At 74.1% G+C, this 13,380-nt stretch carries 11 protein-coding genes and 2 tRNA genes; 7 read left to right on the forward strand and 6 right to left on the reverse strand.

Annotated elements, in window-relative coordinates:
- Nucleotides 1-29 precede the first annotated feature (29 nt).
- From BLV02_RS20280 to BLV02_RS20305, 6 genes are read left to right on the forward strand one after another with little or no spacing between them, the layout of a single operon-like run.
- A complete protein-coding gene (locus BLV02_RS20280) occupies nucleotides 30-1,418 on the forward strand; it encodes a diaminobutyrate--2-oxoglutarate transaminase family protein (protein WP_083288330.1) in 1,389 nt (462 codons plus the stop codon).
- Nucleotides 1,415-2,863 (forward strand): pyridoxal phosphate-dependent decarboxylase family protein, encoded by a 1,449-nt coding sequence (locus tag BLV02_RS20285; protein WP_069109871.1) that lies wholly within the window; start codon nucleotides 1,415-1,417, stop codon nucleotides 2,861-2,863. The genes BLV02_RS20280 and BLV02_RS20285 overlap by 4 nt, the downstream gene beginning before the upstream one ends.
- Nucleotides 2,860-4,854 carry an IucA/IucC family protein gene (locus tag BLV02_RS20290; RefSeq protein ID WP_069109872.1) on the forward strand — a complete coding sequence of 665 codons (1,995 nt, stop codon included), beginning with the start codon at nucleotides 2,860-2,862 and terminating at the stop codon, nucleotides 4,852-4,854. The genes BLV02_RS20285 and BLV02_RS20290 overlap by 4 nt, the downstream gene beginning before the upstream one ends.
- Nucleotides 4,851-5,420, forward strand: a complete 570-nt coding sequence (locus BLV02_RS20295) for a GNAT family N-acetyltransferase (protein WP_069109873.1) — start codon at nucleotides 4,851-4,853, stop codon at nucleotides 5,418-5,420. Before BLV02_RS20290 ends, BLV02_RS20295 begins: the two co-directional genes overlap by 4 nt.
- Nucleotides 5,417-6,715: a lysine N(6)-hydroxylase/L-ornithine N(5)-oxygenase family protein gene (locus BLV02_RS20300; RefSeq protein WP_069109874.1), complete on the forward strand. Its 1,299-nt coding sequence runs from the start codon at nucleotides 5,417-5,419 to the stop codon at nucleotides 6,713-6,715. Before BLV02_RS20295 ends, BLV02_RS20300 begins: the two co-directional genes overlap by 4 nt.
- Entirely contained in the window at nucleotides 6,712-8,454 is a 1,743-nt protein-coding gene (locus BLV02_RS20305; RefSeq protein ID WP_069109875.1) for an IucA/IucC family protein, read from the forward strand. The genes BLV02_RS20300 and BLV02_RS20305 overlap by 4 nt, the downstream gene beginning before the upstream one ends.
- A 134-nt stretch (nucleotides 8,455-8,588) precedes the next feature.
- Here BLV02_RS20305 and BLV02_RS20310 read toward each other — a convergent pair whose 3' ends face one another.
- Genes BLV02_RS20310 through BLV02_RS20320 form a run of 3 tightly spaced genes read right to left on the reverse strand, consistent with a single transcriptional unit; the run spans nucleotide 8,589 to nucleotide 10,489 of the window.
- On the reverse strand, nucleotides 8,589-9,197 hold the full coding sequence (locus tag BLV02_RS20310; protein ID WP_069109876.1) for a hypothetical protein: 609 nt from the start codon (nucleotides 9,195-9,197) through the stop codon (nucleotides 8,589-8,591).
- Nucleotides 9,198-9,222: 25 nt separating this feature from the next.
- The gene (locus BLV02_RS20315; protein ID WP_069110249.1) at nucleotides 9,223-9,852 is read right to left on the reverse strand and encodes an MBL fold metallo-hydrolase; all 630 of its coding nucleotides are present in this window, start codon (nucleotides 9,850-9,852) and stop codon (nucleotides 9,223-9,225) included.
- Nucleotides 9,853-9,862: 10 nt separating this feature from the next.
- Nucleotides 9,863-10,489: a cob(I)yrinic acid a,c-diamide adenosyltransferase gene (locus BLV02_RS20320; protein ID WP_069109877.1), complete on the reverse strand. Its 627-nt coding sequence runs from the start codon at nucleotides 10,487-10,489 to the stop codon at nucleotides 9,863-9,865.
- Between the two features lie 22 nt (nucleotides 10,490-10,511).
- Here BLV02_RS20320 and BLV02_RS20325 point away from each other — a divergent pair, with 22 nt between their 5' ends.
- Entirely contained in the window at nucleotides 10,512-11,255 is a 744-nt protein-coding gene (locus BLV02_RS20325; protein WP_069110250.1) for an ABC transporter permease, read from the forward strand.
- A 304-nt stretch (nucleotides 11,256-11,559) separates the two neighbouring features.
- Here the strand turns inward: BLV02_RS20325 and BLV02_RS20330 are convergent.
- From BLV02_RS20330 to BLV02_RS20340, 3 genes are all read right to left on the reverse strand, one after another.
- Nucleotides 11,560-11,637: transfer RNA gene (locus BLV02_RS20330), tRNA-Asp, on the reverse strand.
- A gap of 41 nt (nucleotides 11,638-11,678) precedes the next feature.
- A tRNA-Glu gene (locus tag BLV02_RS20335) sits at nucleotides 11,679-11,751 on the reverse strand.
- 66 nt (nucleotides 11,752-11,817) lie between these two features.
- Nucleotides 11,818-13,347: a metallophosphoesterase family protein gene (locus BLV02_RS20340; protein ID WP_069109878.1), complete on the reverse strand. Its 1,530-nt coding sequence runs from the start codon at nucleotides 13,345-13,347 to the stop codon at nucleotides 11,818-11,820.
- Between the last annotated feature and the right edge of the window lie 33 nt (nucleotides 13,348-13,380).

The following is a 13,380-nucleotide window of genomic DNA, read 5'->3' on the forward strand; positions in this document are numbered from 1 at the left end:
CGATCATTCCCCGTGAAAGGACCGCGCCCGTGGCGTACCACGAGGGTCTCAGGCTCGCCGAACCGCCGGCAACCGGAACCGCCGAAACCGCCGATGACCTGCTGGAACGCCAGCGCCACCGAGAATCCTCCGCCCGCTCCTACCCGCGCCGGCTGCCCGTCGCGCTCGCGTCGGCCCAGGGGTCCACCGTCCGCGACCACCACGGCCGCGAGTACCTCGACTGCCTCGCCGGCGCCGGTGCGCTGGCCCTCGGCCACCACCACCCGGTCGTCGTCCAGGCGCTGCGGGACGCGCTCGACGAGGGAACGCCGCTGTCGACGCTGGACCTGCCGACGCCGGTCCGGGACCGGTTCGTCGAGCAGCTGTTCGCCGTCCTGCCCGAGCACCTGCGCGACGGGCGCGTCCTGTTCTGCGGCCCGACCGGCGCCGACGCCGTCGAGGCCGCGGTCAAGCTGGCCCGCACCGCCACCGGCCGCTCCGGCCTGGTCGCGTTCGGCGGCGCCTACCACGGTATGACGCAGGGCACGCTCGCGCTCACCGGCCGCAAGTCAGTGAAGGAGCCGCTGGGCACGCTCCTGCCCGACGTCCATCATCTGCCGTTCCCGACGGCGTTCCGCTCGCCCTTCGGCCTCGAGGACGGCGCCGCGATGGCCGGCCGGCTGGTCGAGTGGGCGCTGACGGACGACCTCAGCGGCATCGCGACGCCGGCCGCCGTCATCGCCGAGCCGGTGCAGGGCGAGGGCGGCGTGCACCCCATGCCCGCGACGTTCGCCGCGACCGTCCGGCGCAGCACCCGGGCCACCGGCACCGTCCTCATCGCCGACGAGGTGCAGACGGGGCTCGGCCGCACCGGCGACCTGTGGGCGAGCGACGCGATCGGGCTGGACCCGGACGTCCTGGTGCTGTCGAAGGCGATCGGCGGCGGCCTGCCGCTGGCGGTCATCGTCCACCGTGGCGAGCTGGACGGCTGGCAGCCGGGCGCGCACGCGGGCACGTTCCGCGGCCAGACGCTGGCGCTGGCGGCGGGCGCCGCCACGATCCGCGAGGTGGTCCGCGCCGGGCTGGCGCAGCGGGCCCGCGAAGCCGGCCGCCGTCTGACCGAAGGGCTGCTCACCGTCGCCGCGGACGACCCGCGGGTCGGGCACGTGCGCGGCCGCGGCCTCATGGCCGGCGCCGAGCTGGTCGACCCGGGCGTGGTCGACGCCGACGGGGTCCCGGTGCCGGACGGCTGGCTGGCCGGCCGCGTCCAGCGGGCGATGCTCGACCGAGGCGTCATCGTCGAGGTCGGCGGCAGCCACGACGCCGTCGTCCGGTTCCTGCCGCCGCTGGTCATCACCGACGAGGAGATCGACCGCGTGATCGACGCGTTCGGCGCGGCGCTGCGGGCCGTCCACGCCGAGGACGGGTCCGAGCGGTGACCGCGCCGCTCTTCCTCGACGGCAGCCCGGCGGCGCACGACGCGCTGCGCGACGCCGTCACCGAGGTGCTCGCCGTCCTGGCCGCGACGGACGAGCGCGGCCCGTTCCCGTCCGCCGGACCGGCGCGGCTGCGCGAGACCGCCGAGGCGATCGAGCCGCTGCCGGACGACGCCGAGCCGCTCGGCGAGGTGCTGGCGGACGTCGGGCGGACGGTACTCGCGCAGGGCGCGCGGGTCACGGACCCGTGGTGCGCCGCCCACCTGCACCCGCCGACGCTGCTGACGGCGGTCGCGGCGGAGCTGGCGATCGCCGCGACGAACCAGTCGATGGACTCCTACGACCAGGCGCCGATGGCGACGTACGTCGAGGACCGCCTGGTCGCCCGGCTGGCCGCGCTGATCGGGCTGCCGGCGGCCGCGTCCGGGGTGCTGACCTCCGGCGGGACGGCGTCCAACCTGCTCGGGCTGCTGCTCGCCCGCGACCACGCCGCCGGCGGGGCGAACGTCAACGGGCTGCCGGCCGGCGCCGCGCGCTGGCGCATCCTCGCGTCGGCCGGCGCGCACGTCAGCATCCGGCAGGCCGCCGCCGTGCTGGGGCTGGGCCGCGACGCCGTCGTCGCCGTCGGCACCGACGACGACGGGCGCATGGACGTCGCCGCACTGGACCGGACGCTGTCGCAGCTGGACCAGACCGGCGGCGTGCCGATCGCCGTCGTCGGGACCGCCGGCACCACCGACACCGGCGCCGTCGACCCGCTGACCGCTTTGGCCGACCGCGCCGCCGCTTGTGGCGCGTGGTTCCACGTCGACGCGGCCGTCGGGTCGGCGCTGGTGCTCAGCGACCGGCTGCGGCCGCTGGTGGCCGGGCTGGAGCGGGCCGACTCCATCACCGCCGACCTGCACAAGCTCTGGTGGCAGCCGATCGGCGCGAGCGCGCTGCTGGTCCGCTCCGCGGCGTCGCTGGGCAGCGTGCGCGAGCCGGCCGACTACCTCAACCGCACCGAGGACGACGACGTGCTCAACCTGGTCGACCGGTCGCTGGACACGTCGCGCCGGTTCGACGCGCTGAAGATCCTGGTCTCGCTGCGCGCCACCGGACGGCGGCGGCTGGCCGGGCTGGTCGAGCACCTGGTCGACCTCGCGGCGATGGCCGGCGAGGCGGTCCGCCGCCGGCCCGGCCTCGAGCTGATGGCGCCGCCGCAGACGGTGACCGTGCTGTTCCGCTGCCGCCCCGACGGCGTCGACGAGTCGCGGCTGGACCAGCTGAACGTCGACGTCCAGCGCCGCTTGCTGACGTCGGGCCGGGCCGTCGTCGGCCGCACCCGTCACCGCGGCCGCGTCGCCCTGAAGCTCACCTTCACCAACCCACTGACCAGCCACGACGACGTCGCCGCCCTGCTCGCCGCGGTCGCGGCCGAGGCGACGGCGGAACGGGAGGCGGCATGACCGGCCTGCTCGAGACCGCCGCCCCGACGCCCACCCAGGCCGCCGACGACGCGACGGCGCACGCGCTGCTGGCGTGCTGGCTGCGCGAGGTGCCGGGCTGGACGCTCGAAGCCGCCGGCGGCGAACTGGGCGGGCCAACCCACGGCGGGCCAACCCACGGCGGGCCAACCCATGGCGGGCCACCCCATGGCGAGCGAACCCCTCCCGGCCGGGTGGGCCATTCACTCTACGGGCGCGCACCGACAAACTCCGCCGCGACCGGCGACGCGGCGGTCGCGAGCACGAGCAACGCCGCGGGGACAGGCCCGGGCGACACAGCGGAGGCGAACACCGACCGGCCGCGCATCGTCATCCCGCTGCCGCGCTGGAACGCTCGCCTGCTGGTCGGCGTCCGGCGCGTCTCGGCGACCTACCGGCACCAGCTGGAACTGCCCGCGCTGCTCCAGCTCGGCGACGGCGAGCCGCGCCCCGTCGGGCTCGCCCAGCTGGCCGTCCTGCTCGCCGACACCCTGCCCGGCAGCGGCCTGCGGATCGAGCCGCTCCTCACCCGGGTCCTCGACAGCGCCGCCGCCGTCGCCGGGTACCTCGACGGCCGGGCGGACGAGATCGACCGGCTGTGGTCGGCCGAGCCGCTGCCGTTCGCCGCCACGGAGCAGGCGCTGCTGCTCGGGCACCTGGTGCACCCGACCCCGAAGAGCAGGGGCGAGCTGGGCGCCGTCGCGCGGCAGCGGTTCTCCCCCGAGACCGGCGGCCGGTTCGCGCTGCGCTGGCTGGCAGTCGACCGCGACCTCGTCCGGCACGGCAGCGCCCTCGGCACACCGGCGCCGGAGCTGGCGGAGGCGCTGCTGCGCGACGATCCGGCGGTCGACCAGGCCGCCCTGCGAGCGACCCGCGACGCCGTCGGCGCAGATCGCGTCCTGATCCCGGCGCACCCGTACGAGGCCGACCGGCTGGCCGCCGACCCGCTGACGGCGGACCTGTTCGACACCGGCGCGGTGGTCGACCTCGGCGCCTGGGGCGCGCCGTTCCTGCCCACCACGTCGGTGCGCACGGTGTACCGCGCCGACGCGGCATGGCAGCTGAAGTTCAGCCTGCACGTGCGCGTGACGAACTCCATGCGGGTGACGCTGCCGAAGGAGCTGGACCGCGCGGTCGAGTCGGCGGCGCTCGCGCGCACCCTCGTCGGCGCTCGCACGCGCGAGGCCGCACCGCACTTCGACCTCGTCCAGGACCCCGCCTACCTGACGCTGGCCCGCGACGGCGCCACCCTGGACGGCTTCTCCGTCCTGCTCCGGGAGAACCGCTGGGACCGCCACGGCCCGTCCGACGTCAGCGCGCTCACCACGCTCTGCCAGGACCACCCGTACGGCGGCCGCAGCCGGCTGGCCGCCATCATCGCGGCCATCAGCAATCGCGAACACCGGGCCGAGCACGTCGTCGCCCGCGAGTGGTTCGGCCGGTTCTGCGACGTCGTGGTGCGGTCGCTGGTCCGGCTCTACCTCGACGTCGGCCTGTGCTTCGAGGCGCACCAGCAGAACACCCTGGTCGAGCTCGAGAACGGCTGGCCGGTCCGCGGCGTGTACCGCGACAGCCAGGGCTACTTCCACCGCGCCGCCGCGCACGACGACCTCGTCGCCGTCGTGCCCGGGCTGGGCGAGGTGACCGAGTCGATCTTCCCGGAGGACCTCGCCGACGAGCGGCTGGTCTACTACCTGTTCGTCAACCTCACGCTGGGGGTGATCAACGCGCTCGGCCCGACGGCCGACGAGTCCGTCCTCCTCGGCGACCTGCGCAGGGTGCTGACGGACGAACGTTCGCGCGGCGGGCGCTACCCGGCCACGCTGCTCGACCGGCTGCTCGACGACGACCGCTGGCCGTGCAAGGCCAACCTGCTGACCCGCGCGCACGACCTCGACGAGCTGGTCGGCGACATCTCGACCCAGTCGGTGTACGTGTCGCTGCCGAACCCGCTGCTGGGGGTGGGCGCATGACGTGGTCCGTCACGCTGCCGGGCGCGACGACGGAGTTGACGTTCGCGCCGGTCCGGGCGTCCGCCGACACCGAGCTGATCCACGACTGGATGAACCGCTCGCACGTCGTGCCGTGGTGGCAGCTGGGCGTGTCGGCGCCGGAGATCCACGCCTACCTGGCCGGGCTGACGCACCTGCGGCCGTGGCTGGTGTCGGCCGGCGAGGTCCCGTTCGGCTACGTCGAGACGTACGTCGTGGCGGACGACGCGCTGGCGCGGCACTACCCGGCCCGGCCCGGCGACGTCGGCTTCCACCTGCTGGTCGGGCCGCTGTCGATGATCGGCACCGGTGTGCCGCGGCTGATGGGCCGCGCCGTGCTGGCCTGGCTGCTGAACCATGGCGAACGCGCCGTATGCGAGCCCGACGTGCGCAACGGGCGCATGCTGGCCTACTGCCGGCGGCTCGGGCTGACGTCGCTGGGCGAGGTGGAGCTGCCGGAGAAGCGGGCGGCCGTCCTGGCCTGCGAGCGGACGGAGTTCGACGCGCGGTGGCCGGGCGACCGCGCCGCGGTGGGGGTGCTCAAATGACCGGCCACGACGTCATCGGCGTCGGCCTGGGGCCGTTCAACCTGGGCCTCGCGGCCCTGCTCGACCCGGTCGGCGACGTCGACGCGGTGTTCTTCGAGGCGGCGCCGCGGTTCGCCTGGCACCCGGGCCTCATGCTGCCGGGCACCACGCTGCAGGTGCCGTTCCTGGCCGACCTCGTGACGCTGGCCGACCCCACCAGCCGGTGGTCTTTCCTCAACTACCTGCACGAGCGCGGCCGGCTGTACCGGTTCTACTTCTACGAGCGGTTCCACGTGCCGCGAGCCGAGTACGACGCGTACGCCCGCTGGGTCGCCGAGTCGCTGCCGTCGTGCCGGTTCGGGGCCCGGGTCACGGCGGTCGAGCCGGACGGCGACGGCTGGCGGGTCAGCGTCGAGACCGCCGCCGGCGTCGAGGACCATCGGGCCCGATCCGTCGTGTTCGGCGTCGGCACCCGGCCGGCCGTCCCCGCCGTCGCCCGGCCCGTGCTGGGACAGGACGTCTTCCACACCGAGGACTACCTGACGTACCGCGAGAAGGCCGTCACCGCGTCCGCCGTCACCGTCGTCGGATCCGGGCAGAGCGCCGGCGAGGTCGTCGCCGACCTGCTCGAGGCCGGGCTGCCCGGCGGGCTGCCCGGCGGGCTGACGGTGGACTGGTTCACCCGGTCGCGCGGGTTCCTGCCGATGGAGTACTCCAAGCTCGGGCTCGAGCACTTCACGCCCGAGTACACGGCGTACTTCCACGGCCTGCCGCCGTCGACGAGGGACGAGCTCCGCGCCGGGCAGGACCTGCTCTACAAGGGCCTGTCGGCCGAGACCAGCGAGCGCATCTACGACCTGCTGTACGAGGCGACGGTCGACCGCGCCGACCCTCCGGTGGTGTACGCGGGCGCGTGCGAGCTGCGCTCGATCGAGCCGTCGCCGCTGCCCGGACGGCGCTGGCGACTGCACTGGCACCACCGCGACCAGGACCGCGCGTTCACCCGCGACACCGACGTCGTCGTGCTGGGGACGGGGCACGAGCCGGCGCCGCTGCCGGTGCCGTCCGGGCTGGTCGCACTGGACGGCGCCGGGCGCCCGGAGGTCGCGCTGGACTACCGGCTGACGCTGGCCTCCGGCGCGCCGTCGACGCTGTTCGCGCAGAACGCCGAGCTGCACACGCACGGCGTCGGCGCACCCGACCTCGGGCTCGGCGCGCACCGCAACTCCGTCATCGTCAACGCGCTCGCCGGCCGCGAGGTCTACCCGGTCCGCGACCGCACCGTCTACCAGAGCTTCGGAGGCCCGCTCGCATGACCGCACCTGACCTGGAGCACTGGGAGCGGGCGAACCGCGAGCTGATCGCGAAGCTGCTCACCGAGTTCGGCTACGAGGAGATCCTGACGCTGTCCGGCGCGGTGTCGGTGCCGTTGCCGGGCGCGACGCTGACGGGACGGGCGGTGCGGCGGGAGCTGGGCTGGTGGCGCGTGCTGCCGTCGTCGCTGGCGGTCGAGGGCGGCGGGCCGCTGCCCGACGCCGCGGCCGTGTTCACCGCGGTGCTGGGCGCCGCGGGAGCCGAGGCGTCCACCGTCGCCGGAGCCGTGGCGGAACTGTCGTCCACCCTGCTGACGGACGCGCGGCAGCTGGCGGCCGCGCGGCCCGCGGCCGAGCTCGTCGACCTCGAGCCGGTGCTGGTCGAGGCCGAGCTGACCGGGCATCCGTGGATCGTCGCGAACAAGGGCCGGGTCGGGTTCGGCGCCGGCGACCTCGCGGCGTACCCGCCGGAGGCCCGCGCCGACGTGCGGCTGCTGTGGCTGGCCGCGTCGCCGGATGTCGCGGACGCCGCCGGGCCGGACCACCACGCGGTGGTGCGCGAGCAGGTCGGGGACGCGGCGTTCGAGGCGCTGCGGGCCGGGGCGCAACTCGGCGGGCTGGACCCGTCGACCTGCGTGTTCGTGCCCGTGCACCCGTGGCAGTGGGAGCACCGCATCCTGCCGCTGCACGCGCCGCAACTGGCCCGCGGCGAGCTGGTGTTCCTGGGCGAGGGTCCGGCGCGGTACCGGCCGCAGCTGGCCATCCGCACCATGACCGACCTCGACGACCCGGCCCGGCGCTACCTCAAGCTGCCGCTGTCCATCCTCAACACGTCGGTCTACCGCGGGCTGCCGCGTGAGCGGACGCTGGCCGCGCCGGCGTTGACGTCCTGGCTGTCGTCGGTCGTCGACGGCGACGCGTTCCTGCCCGAGACCGGGCTGATCCTGCTCGGCGAGCTGGCCGGCGTCAGCGTCGCGCACCCGGTGTACGCGGGCCTGCCCGGGGTGCCGTACCAGTACACCGAGCTGCTCGGGGCGATCTGGCGCGAGCCCGTGCAGCCCTACCTCCGGCCCGGCGAACAGGCCGTCTCGCTGGCCGCGCTACTGCACGTCGACCCGTCCGGCGGGACGTTCGCGCAGGCGCTGGTAGACCGGAGCGGGCTGCCGGCGTCGGAGTGGGTGGCGCGGCTGCACGCGGCCGTGCTGCCGCCGCTGCTGCACGTGCTGTACAAGTACGGCGCGATGTTCTCGCCGCACGGGCAGAACTGCATGATCGTCCACCGTGACGGCGTGCCGACGCGGCTGGTCGTCAAGGACTTCGTCGACGACCTCGCGATCTGCTCCGAGTCGCTGCCGGAACACGCCGGCCTGCCGCCTGCCGTGCGCTCGGCGCTGGCCGATGTCGTCCTGGACGGCAAGACGCTGCGGAAGTACCTGCAGAACGGGCTGCTGATCTGCGTGTACCGGTATCTGGCGGAGATCTGCGCCGACCGGCTGGACGTGCCCGAGGCGACGTTCTGGGGGTCGGCCCGCTCGGTGCTGGCGGCCTACCAGGACCGGTTCCGCGGTGAGCTGGCCGACCGGTTCACGCTGTTCGACCTCGAGTCGCCGACGTTCCCGAAGCTGTGCCTCAATCGGCTGCGGCTGTTCGAACGCGGCTACACCGACGACCCCGAACGCCCCGTCATCTCCGCCGTCGGCACCGTCCCCAACCCCCTCTCCCCCTCGTTCGCCAAGGCGTAGCGCAAGCTGCGGCACCCAGCGGAGCGAGCGGGAGGGGGACGCCGGCAGGGGTAGGCTGCGGGCGTCCGAGCGAGGAACGAGCGAGGCGGGCGGAGCCGGCGTCCCCCTCCCGTTCGCGGACCGCAGGTAGCGACCTAGTGGAGGTCGTCCCGCCGCCACAACGCCGCAGCGCGTTCGAGCTCCTCCGCCATGCGCAGGTTGCCCCGCGCCAGGCGGGTCTGCCGCTGACCGTCCTCGTGCGCCATGTCGTCGGCGGAGTGGGCCCGGCCGGCGGCGACGACGCGGCAGAACGCGGCCGCACGTTCCAGCGCGACCGCGAAGTCGCCGGTGAACGCGCTGGTCAGCACCGCGTCACCGAGGGCGGCGACCTCGGCGGGGCCGGGCGGGTGCGCGACGCCCGCGACGGCCGTCGACACCTCGGCGACCCGCTCGCCGACGGCGAAGACGCGGGCCGCCCCGGCGCCGTTGCGGTGCACCCAGCTGCGCAGCAGGTAGAGCGACCACAGCGTGCCGGGCAGCGTGTCGGCGCCGGAGCCGCGCCACAGCTCGGCCATCTCGTCGAGGCCGAGGCGGTCGGCGAGGTCCAGCAGCCGCGGCGCGGCGCCGGGTTCGGACCGGGCGGCCTGCAGGACGGCGGCGGCCGTGGCGTGCGCGACGGCGGTGCGGTCGGCCGGATCGGGGTCGCCGAGCAGTTCGGGCATGTCGGGCCGCAGCTGGGGGCGTCGGTGGCTGCCTTCGGTCACGTCTCCATTGTCCCTTGTCGTGGGGTCAGGCCTCGAACGTGCCGCCGGGAGCCACGACGCGCAGCTCCGTCTCTTCCGGCGCGAGCTTCTCGTACAGGTTGTAGAAGAAGCCCGGCACGGCCAGCAGCGCCTCGTGGATCGGGATCGCGACGTTCGGCGTCAGCGCCCGCAGGTAGTCGGCCGACTCGCTCGCCTTGAGCCACGGCGCCGCGGTGGGCAGGCCGAGGATCTCGACGTCGACGTCGGGGATGGTGAAGGAGTCGCCGGGGTGCAGGAACCGGCCGCCGATCAGGTACGCGACGTTCGGGATGACCGGCACGTCGGGGTGGATCACCGCGTGCTGGCCGCCGAACACGTCGACGCTGGTGCCGGCGTGCAGCCGCTCGCCCGGCTGGACGGCGGTGGCGGCGATGCCCGACTCGGCGAGGACGGCCGCGCTGGCGCCGTCGGTGTACAGGGTGGCGTCGGGGTTGGCCGCGAGCAGCGCGGGCAGCCGGTCGACGTCGAGGTGATCGGGATGCTGGTGGGTGACCAGCACCGCCGTCAGGCCGGTCAGCGTCTCGAAGCCGTGCGAGAAGCCGCCGGGATCGATGAGGATGCGGGCGTCGCCGTCGTCGACGAGGACGCAGGAGTGCTCGAACTTCGTCAGCCGCATGATCTCGAGGCTAACCCCGTTCCGGCGCTTCCGCGCGCCCACCGCCCGGCTGCCAGAGCACGTCGCCCGCGTCGCGGTTGGCGTAGCGGGACAGGATGAACAACAGGTCCGAGAGCCGGTTCAGGTACTTCGCGGTGAGCGGATTGACGCCGTCGACGTCACCGGTGCCGTACTGCTCGACCGCCGCCCACGCCGACCGCTCGGCCCGCCGCACCACCGTCGTCGCGACGTGCAGCTGCGCGGCCGCGACACTGCCACCGGGCAGGATGAACGACGTCAGCTTCGGCACCTCGGCGTTGTACCGGTCGCAGTCCGCCTCCAGCTCGTCGATCCAGGCCGGCTGCACCCGCAGCGGCGGATACTCGTACTCGGCCTTCAACGGCACACAGAGATCGGCACCCACGTCGAACAGGTCGTTCTGCACCCGCAGCAGCACGGCCAGCACCTCCGGGCCGAGGCCACCGCCCCCGCCGCCGGACCGCTCCAACGCGACCACCACACCGATCGCCGCGTTCGCCTCATTGGCATCGGCATAGGCGACCAGACGCGGATCGGTCTTACGGGTGCGGCTGAAGTCGCCCAGCCCGGTGGAGCCGTCGTCGCCGGTGCGGGTGTAGATCTTCGTCAGCCTCACCATGTCCCCACACTACGGTGACGAGATGTCGTCGACACTGCTGCCGGTCGGGCCGGGCCTGGCCGTGGCGATGGCGGTCCTGGTCGTGGCCGCCGTCGTGGTGAGCGCCGTCGCCCGGCTCGGGTACGACCGCGGCATCGTGACGGCGGCGCTGCGGGCCGTGGCCCAGCTCGCGGCCGTCGCCCTGGTGCTCGCCGCCGTCGTCCGGGTGGCGCCGCTGACGGCCGCGTTCCTGCTGGTCATGCTGGCGACGGCCACCGTCACGGCCGGGCGGCGGATGACCCGGCACCGGTCCTGGGCCTGGGCCGTCGTCCCGGTCGCCGCCGGACCGCTGCTGGTCGTGACGACGCTGCTGGCGGTGGGCGTGCTGCCGGCGACGCCGCTGGCCGTGATCGCCGTCGCCGGGATCCTGATCGGCGGCGCCATGACGGCGGCCGGGCTGGCCGGGCGGCGGGCCCTGGACGAGCTGGCCGCCCGCCGCGGCGAGGTGGAGGCCGCGCTGTCGGTCGGACTGCTGCCGCGCGACGCCGCGCTCGAGATCGCCCGTTCGCAGGCGGCGACGGCGCTGATCCCGGCGCTCGACCAGACCCGCACCGTCGGCCTGGTCGTCCTGCCTGGCGCGTTCGTCGGCATGCTCATCGGCGGCGCCGAGCCGATCCAGGCCGGCGCCGTGCAGCTGTTCGTGCTGATCGGGCTACTGGCGGTCGAGACCGCGGCGGTCGCGCTGACGATCGAGCTCATCGCCCGCGGCGTGATCGTCCGGCCCTGAGCCGGCCTCCTCAGGCGGGCCGTCACCTGGTGGCCGCGCGGGCCGGGGCTTGTCTTCGGGCGTGGTGACACCAGTGCCAACTGTTGGCGCTGATGTCACCACGCCGAAAAGCACTCACCCACCCCGCGGCGGGCCCGGCGCGTCTCATCGATGCGCTGACGCGTCAGACACGCGGAACTCGAGGCCGTTTCGGGACGGCTATGAGGACGACACCTGTCGCGAGGTCGCTGCCTCGGCCCGCCGACGAGACCGGGTCCGGACATGAAAACAGCTCAGAGGATGGCCTCTGAGCTGTGGGTATTGCTGGCGGTCCTGACGGGACTTGAACCCGCGACCTCCGCCTTGACAGGGCGGCGAGCACTCCGAGCTGCTCCACAGGACCTTGCTTGTACTGCCTTACTCACCCCGCCGGAACGGGTACCGCATCCCCAACGGGATTCGAACCCGCGTTGCCGCCTTGAAAGGGCGGAGTCCTAGGCCGCTAGACGATGGGGACCAGATCTGACGACATGGCCCATGGCTCGTCGCCGTTCGGGACGTTGAAAGCATAGGGGTGGCCCGCTCAGTTCTCCAAATCGGGAGCTGGGGACGGGTCCTCAGGTCCCTGGGCTGCGCCGTTGCCCTCGTCGGCCTGGTGGCGGTCGATCTCGGCGCTGGTCCGGCCGAGGCCGCCGAGGGTGAGGTCGTCCCACGCGACCAGCTCTTTCGTCTCCGGATTGAAGTAGAGCACCGACAGCGCGACCGGAGTGGGATCTTCGTCACGTAGGCCGCGCAGCCCGGCGCCGCCGGTGGAGCCCTGGACCATCACCCGGGTGCCGTCGTCGAGGACGTAGGTGTCGCGTTTGTGGGCGTGGCCGGACAGCACCAGCGGGGCGATGCCGTCGAACAGCTCGGCGTTGCTGGGGTCGTGGTAGACGATGATGTCGGGCGGCGGATCGACGTCGGCGGCTTCGTCGGCGAACTCTTCGCTGCCCTCGCGCAGCACCTCGTCGGGGACGCCGCGGACGGACTTGTCCGGCGTGAACCGCGGGTCCGGCGCGCCGAGGAAGCGCAGCCCGGCCACCTCGACCGGCTCGCCGTTCAGGACGACGGCGTTGGGTGCGGCGGCGACGGCGGCCGCGGTGGCGACGGAGTCGTGGTTGCCCTTGACGAACACGTAGGGCCGGCCGAGGTCGGCGATGGGGCGCACGTAGGAGTTCTCCAGCGGCGTGCCCTGGTCGACGATGTCGCCGCTGTCGACGATGGCGTCGACGGAGTACTGGTCGGCCACCGCGCCGATGATGTCCCACGCCGCCGGGTTGAGGTGCAGGTCGGACACGTGCAGGACGCGGATGGTGTCGTCGTTGGGCTGGAACGTCTGCAGGTTGAGCGTGGTGTCGTAGACGGCGGCCACGTTGGCGACGAAGCCGGCCAGCTGATCCGCGTAGGCGTCGAAGTTGTTCGCGATGTCCTCGGCGTTGCCGATCAGCTGCGGCGCGGCCGCCAGCGGGCCCGTGTACGCGGGCTCGCGCACGGCGTCGGAGTTGTACGTCAGCGCGACCATCCCGTAGCTGCCGAGCACCGCACCGGCCGCCACGCCGGCCGCCAGCGCCGTCCGCCGCACCGACCGCAGCACCAGCGCCGCCGCCAGCGTGCCGCCGATGAGGGCCGTGAGCGCGGCCCGGATCGCGGCGTCGACCAGCACGTCCTCGATGCCGGCCGCGATCTCGTCGTCGAGGGTCGACAGCGAGTACGGGTCGGCGACGTAGCCGTTGAGGCCGTCGAGGTCGACCTGGCGCACGGAGATGTCCAGCGTGACCGGCCCCGAATGGGTGTCGAGCACGACGGCGCCGACGGGGTCGAGATGGATGACGGACTCACCCGTCAGCGTCGGCCGGAACGCGACGTCGATGGCCAGCGGCCCGACGTAGGTCTGCGTCGTGCCGGCGATGACCAGCGCCACCCAGGCGCCGGCGAGCGCCAGCACGGCCGGGCTGAGCAGCGCGAACGTCCGGCGCAGCCACGACGGCCAGGTCGCCGGGCGCGCGTAGTCGCGCCACGCCCGGCGCTGCGCCGGTCCGCCCGGCGGGCTCGTCTCCGTCACCACGTCCACGCCTCGTTGGTAACACATTTCCGCCCCCGCGAT

It is taken from the genome of Jiangella alba (genome assembly GCF_900106035.1).
In the GTDB taxonomy this organism is placed as follows: domain Bacteria; phylum Actinomycetota; class Actinomycetes; order Jiangellales; family Jiangellaceae; genus Jiangella; species Jiangella alba.

Coding starts and splice junctions, on each gene's coding strand:
- BLV02_RS20320 (WP_069109877.1), bottom strand. CDS start 10,489: ATGGTGAGGCTGACGAAGATCTACACCCGCACCGGCGACGACGGCTCC.
- BLV02_RS20290 (WP_069109872.1), top strand. CDS start 2,860: ATGACCGGCCTGCTCGAGACCGCCGCCCCGACGCCCACCCAGGCCGCC.
- BLV02_RS20325 (WP_069110250.1), top strand. CDS start 10,512: ATGTCGTCGACACTGCTGCCGGTCGGGCCGGGCCTGGCCGTGGCGATG.
- BLV02_RS20300 (WP_069109874.1), top strand. CDS start 5,417: ATGACCGGCCACGACGTCATCGGCGTCGGCCTGGGGCCGTTCAACCTG.
- BLV02_RS20295 (WP_069109873.1), top strand. CDS start 4,851: ATGACGTGGTCCGTCACGCTGCCGGGCGCGACGACGGAGTTGACGTTC.
- BLV02_RS20315 (WP_069110249.1), bottom strand. CDS start 9,852: ATGCGGCTGACGAAGTTCGAGCACTCCTGCGTCCTCGTCGACGACGGC.
- BLV02_RS20305 (WP_069109875.1), top strand. CDS start 6,712: ATGACCGCACCTGACCTGGAGCACTGGGAGCGGGCGAACCGCGAGCTG.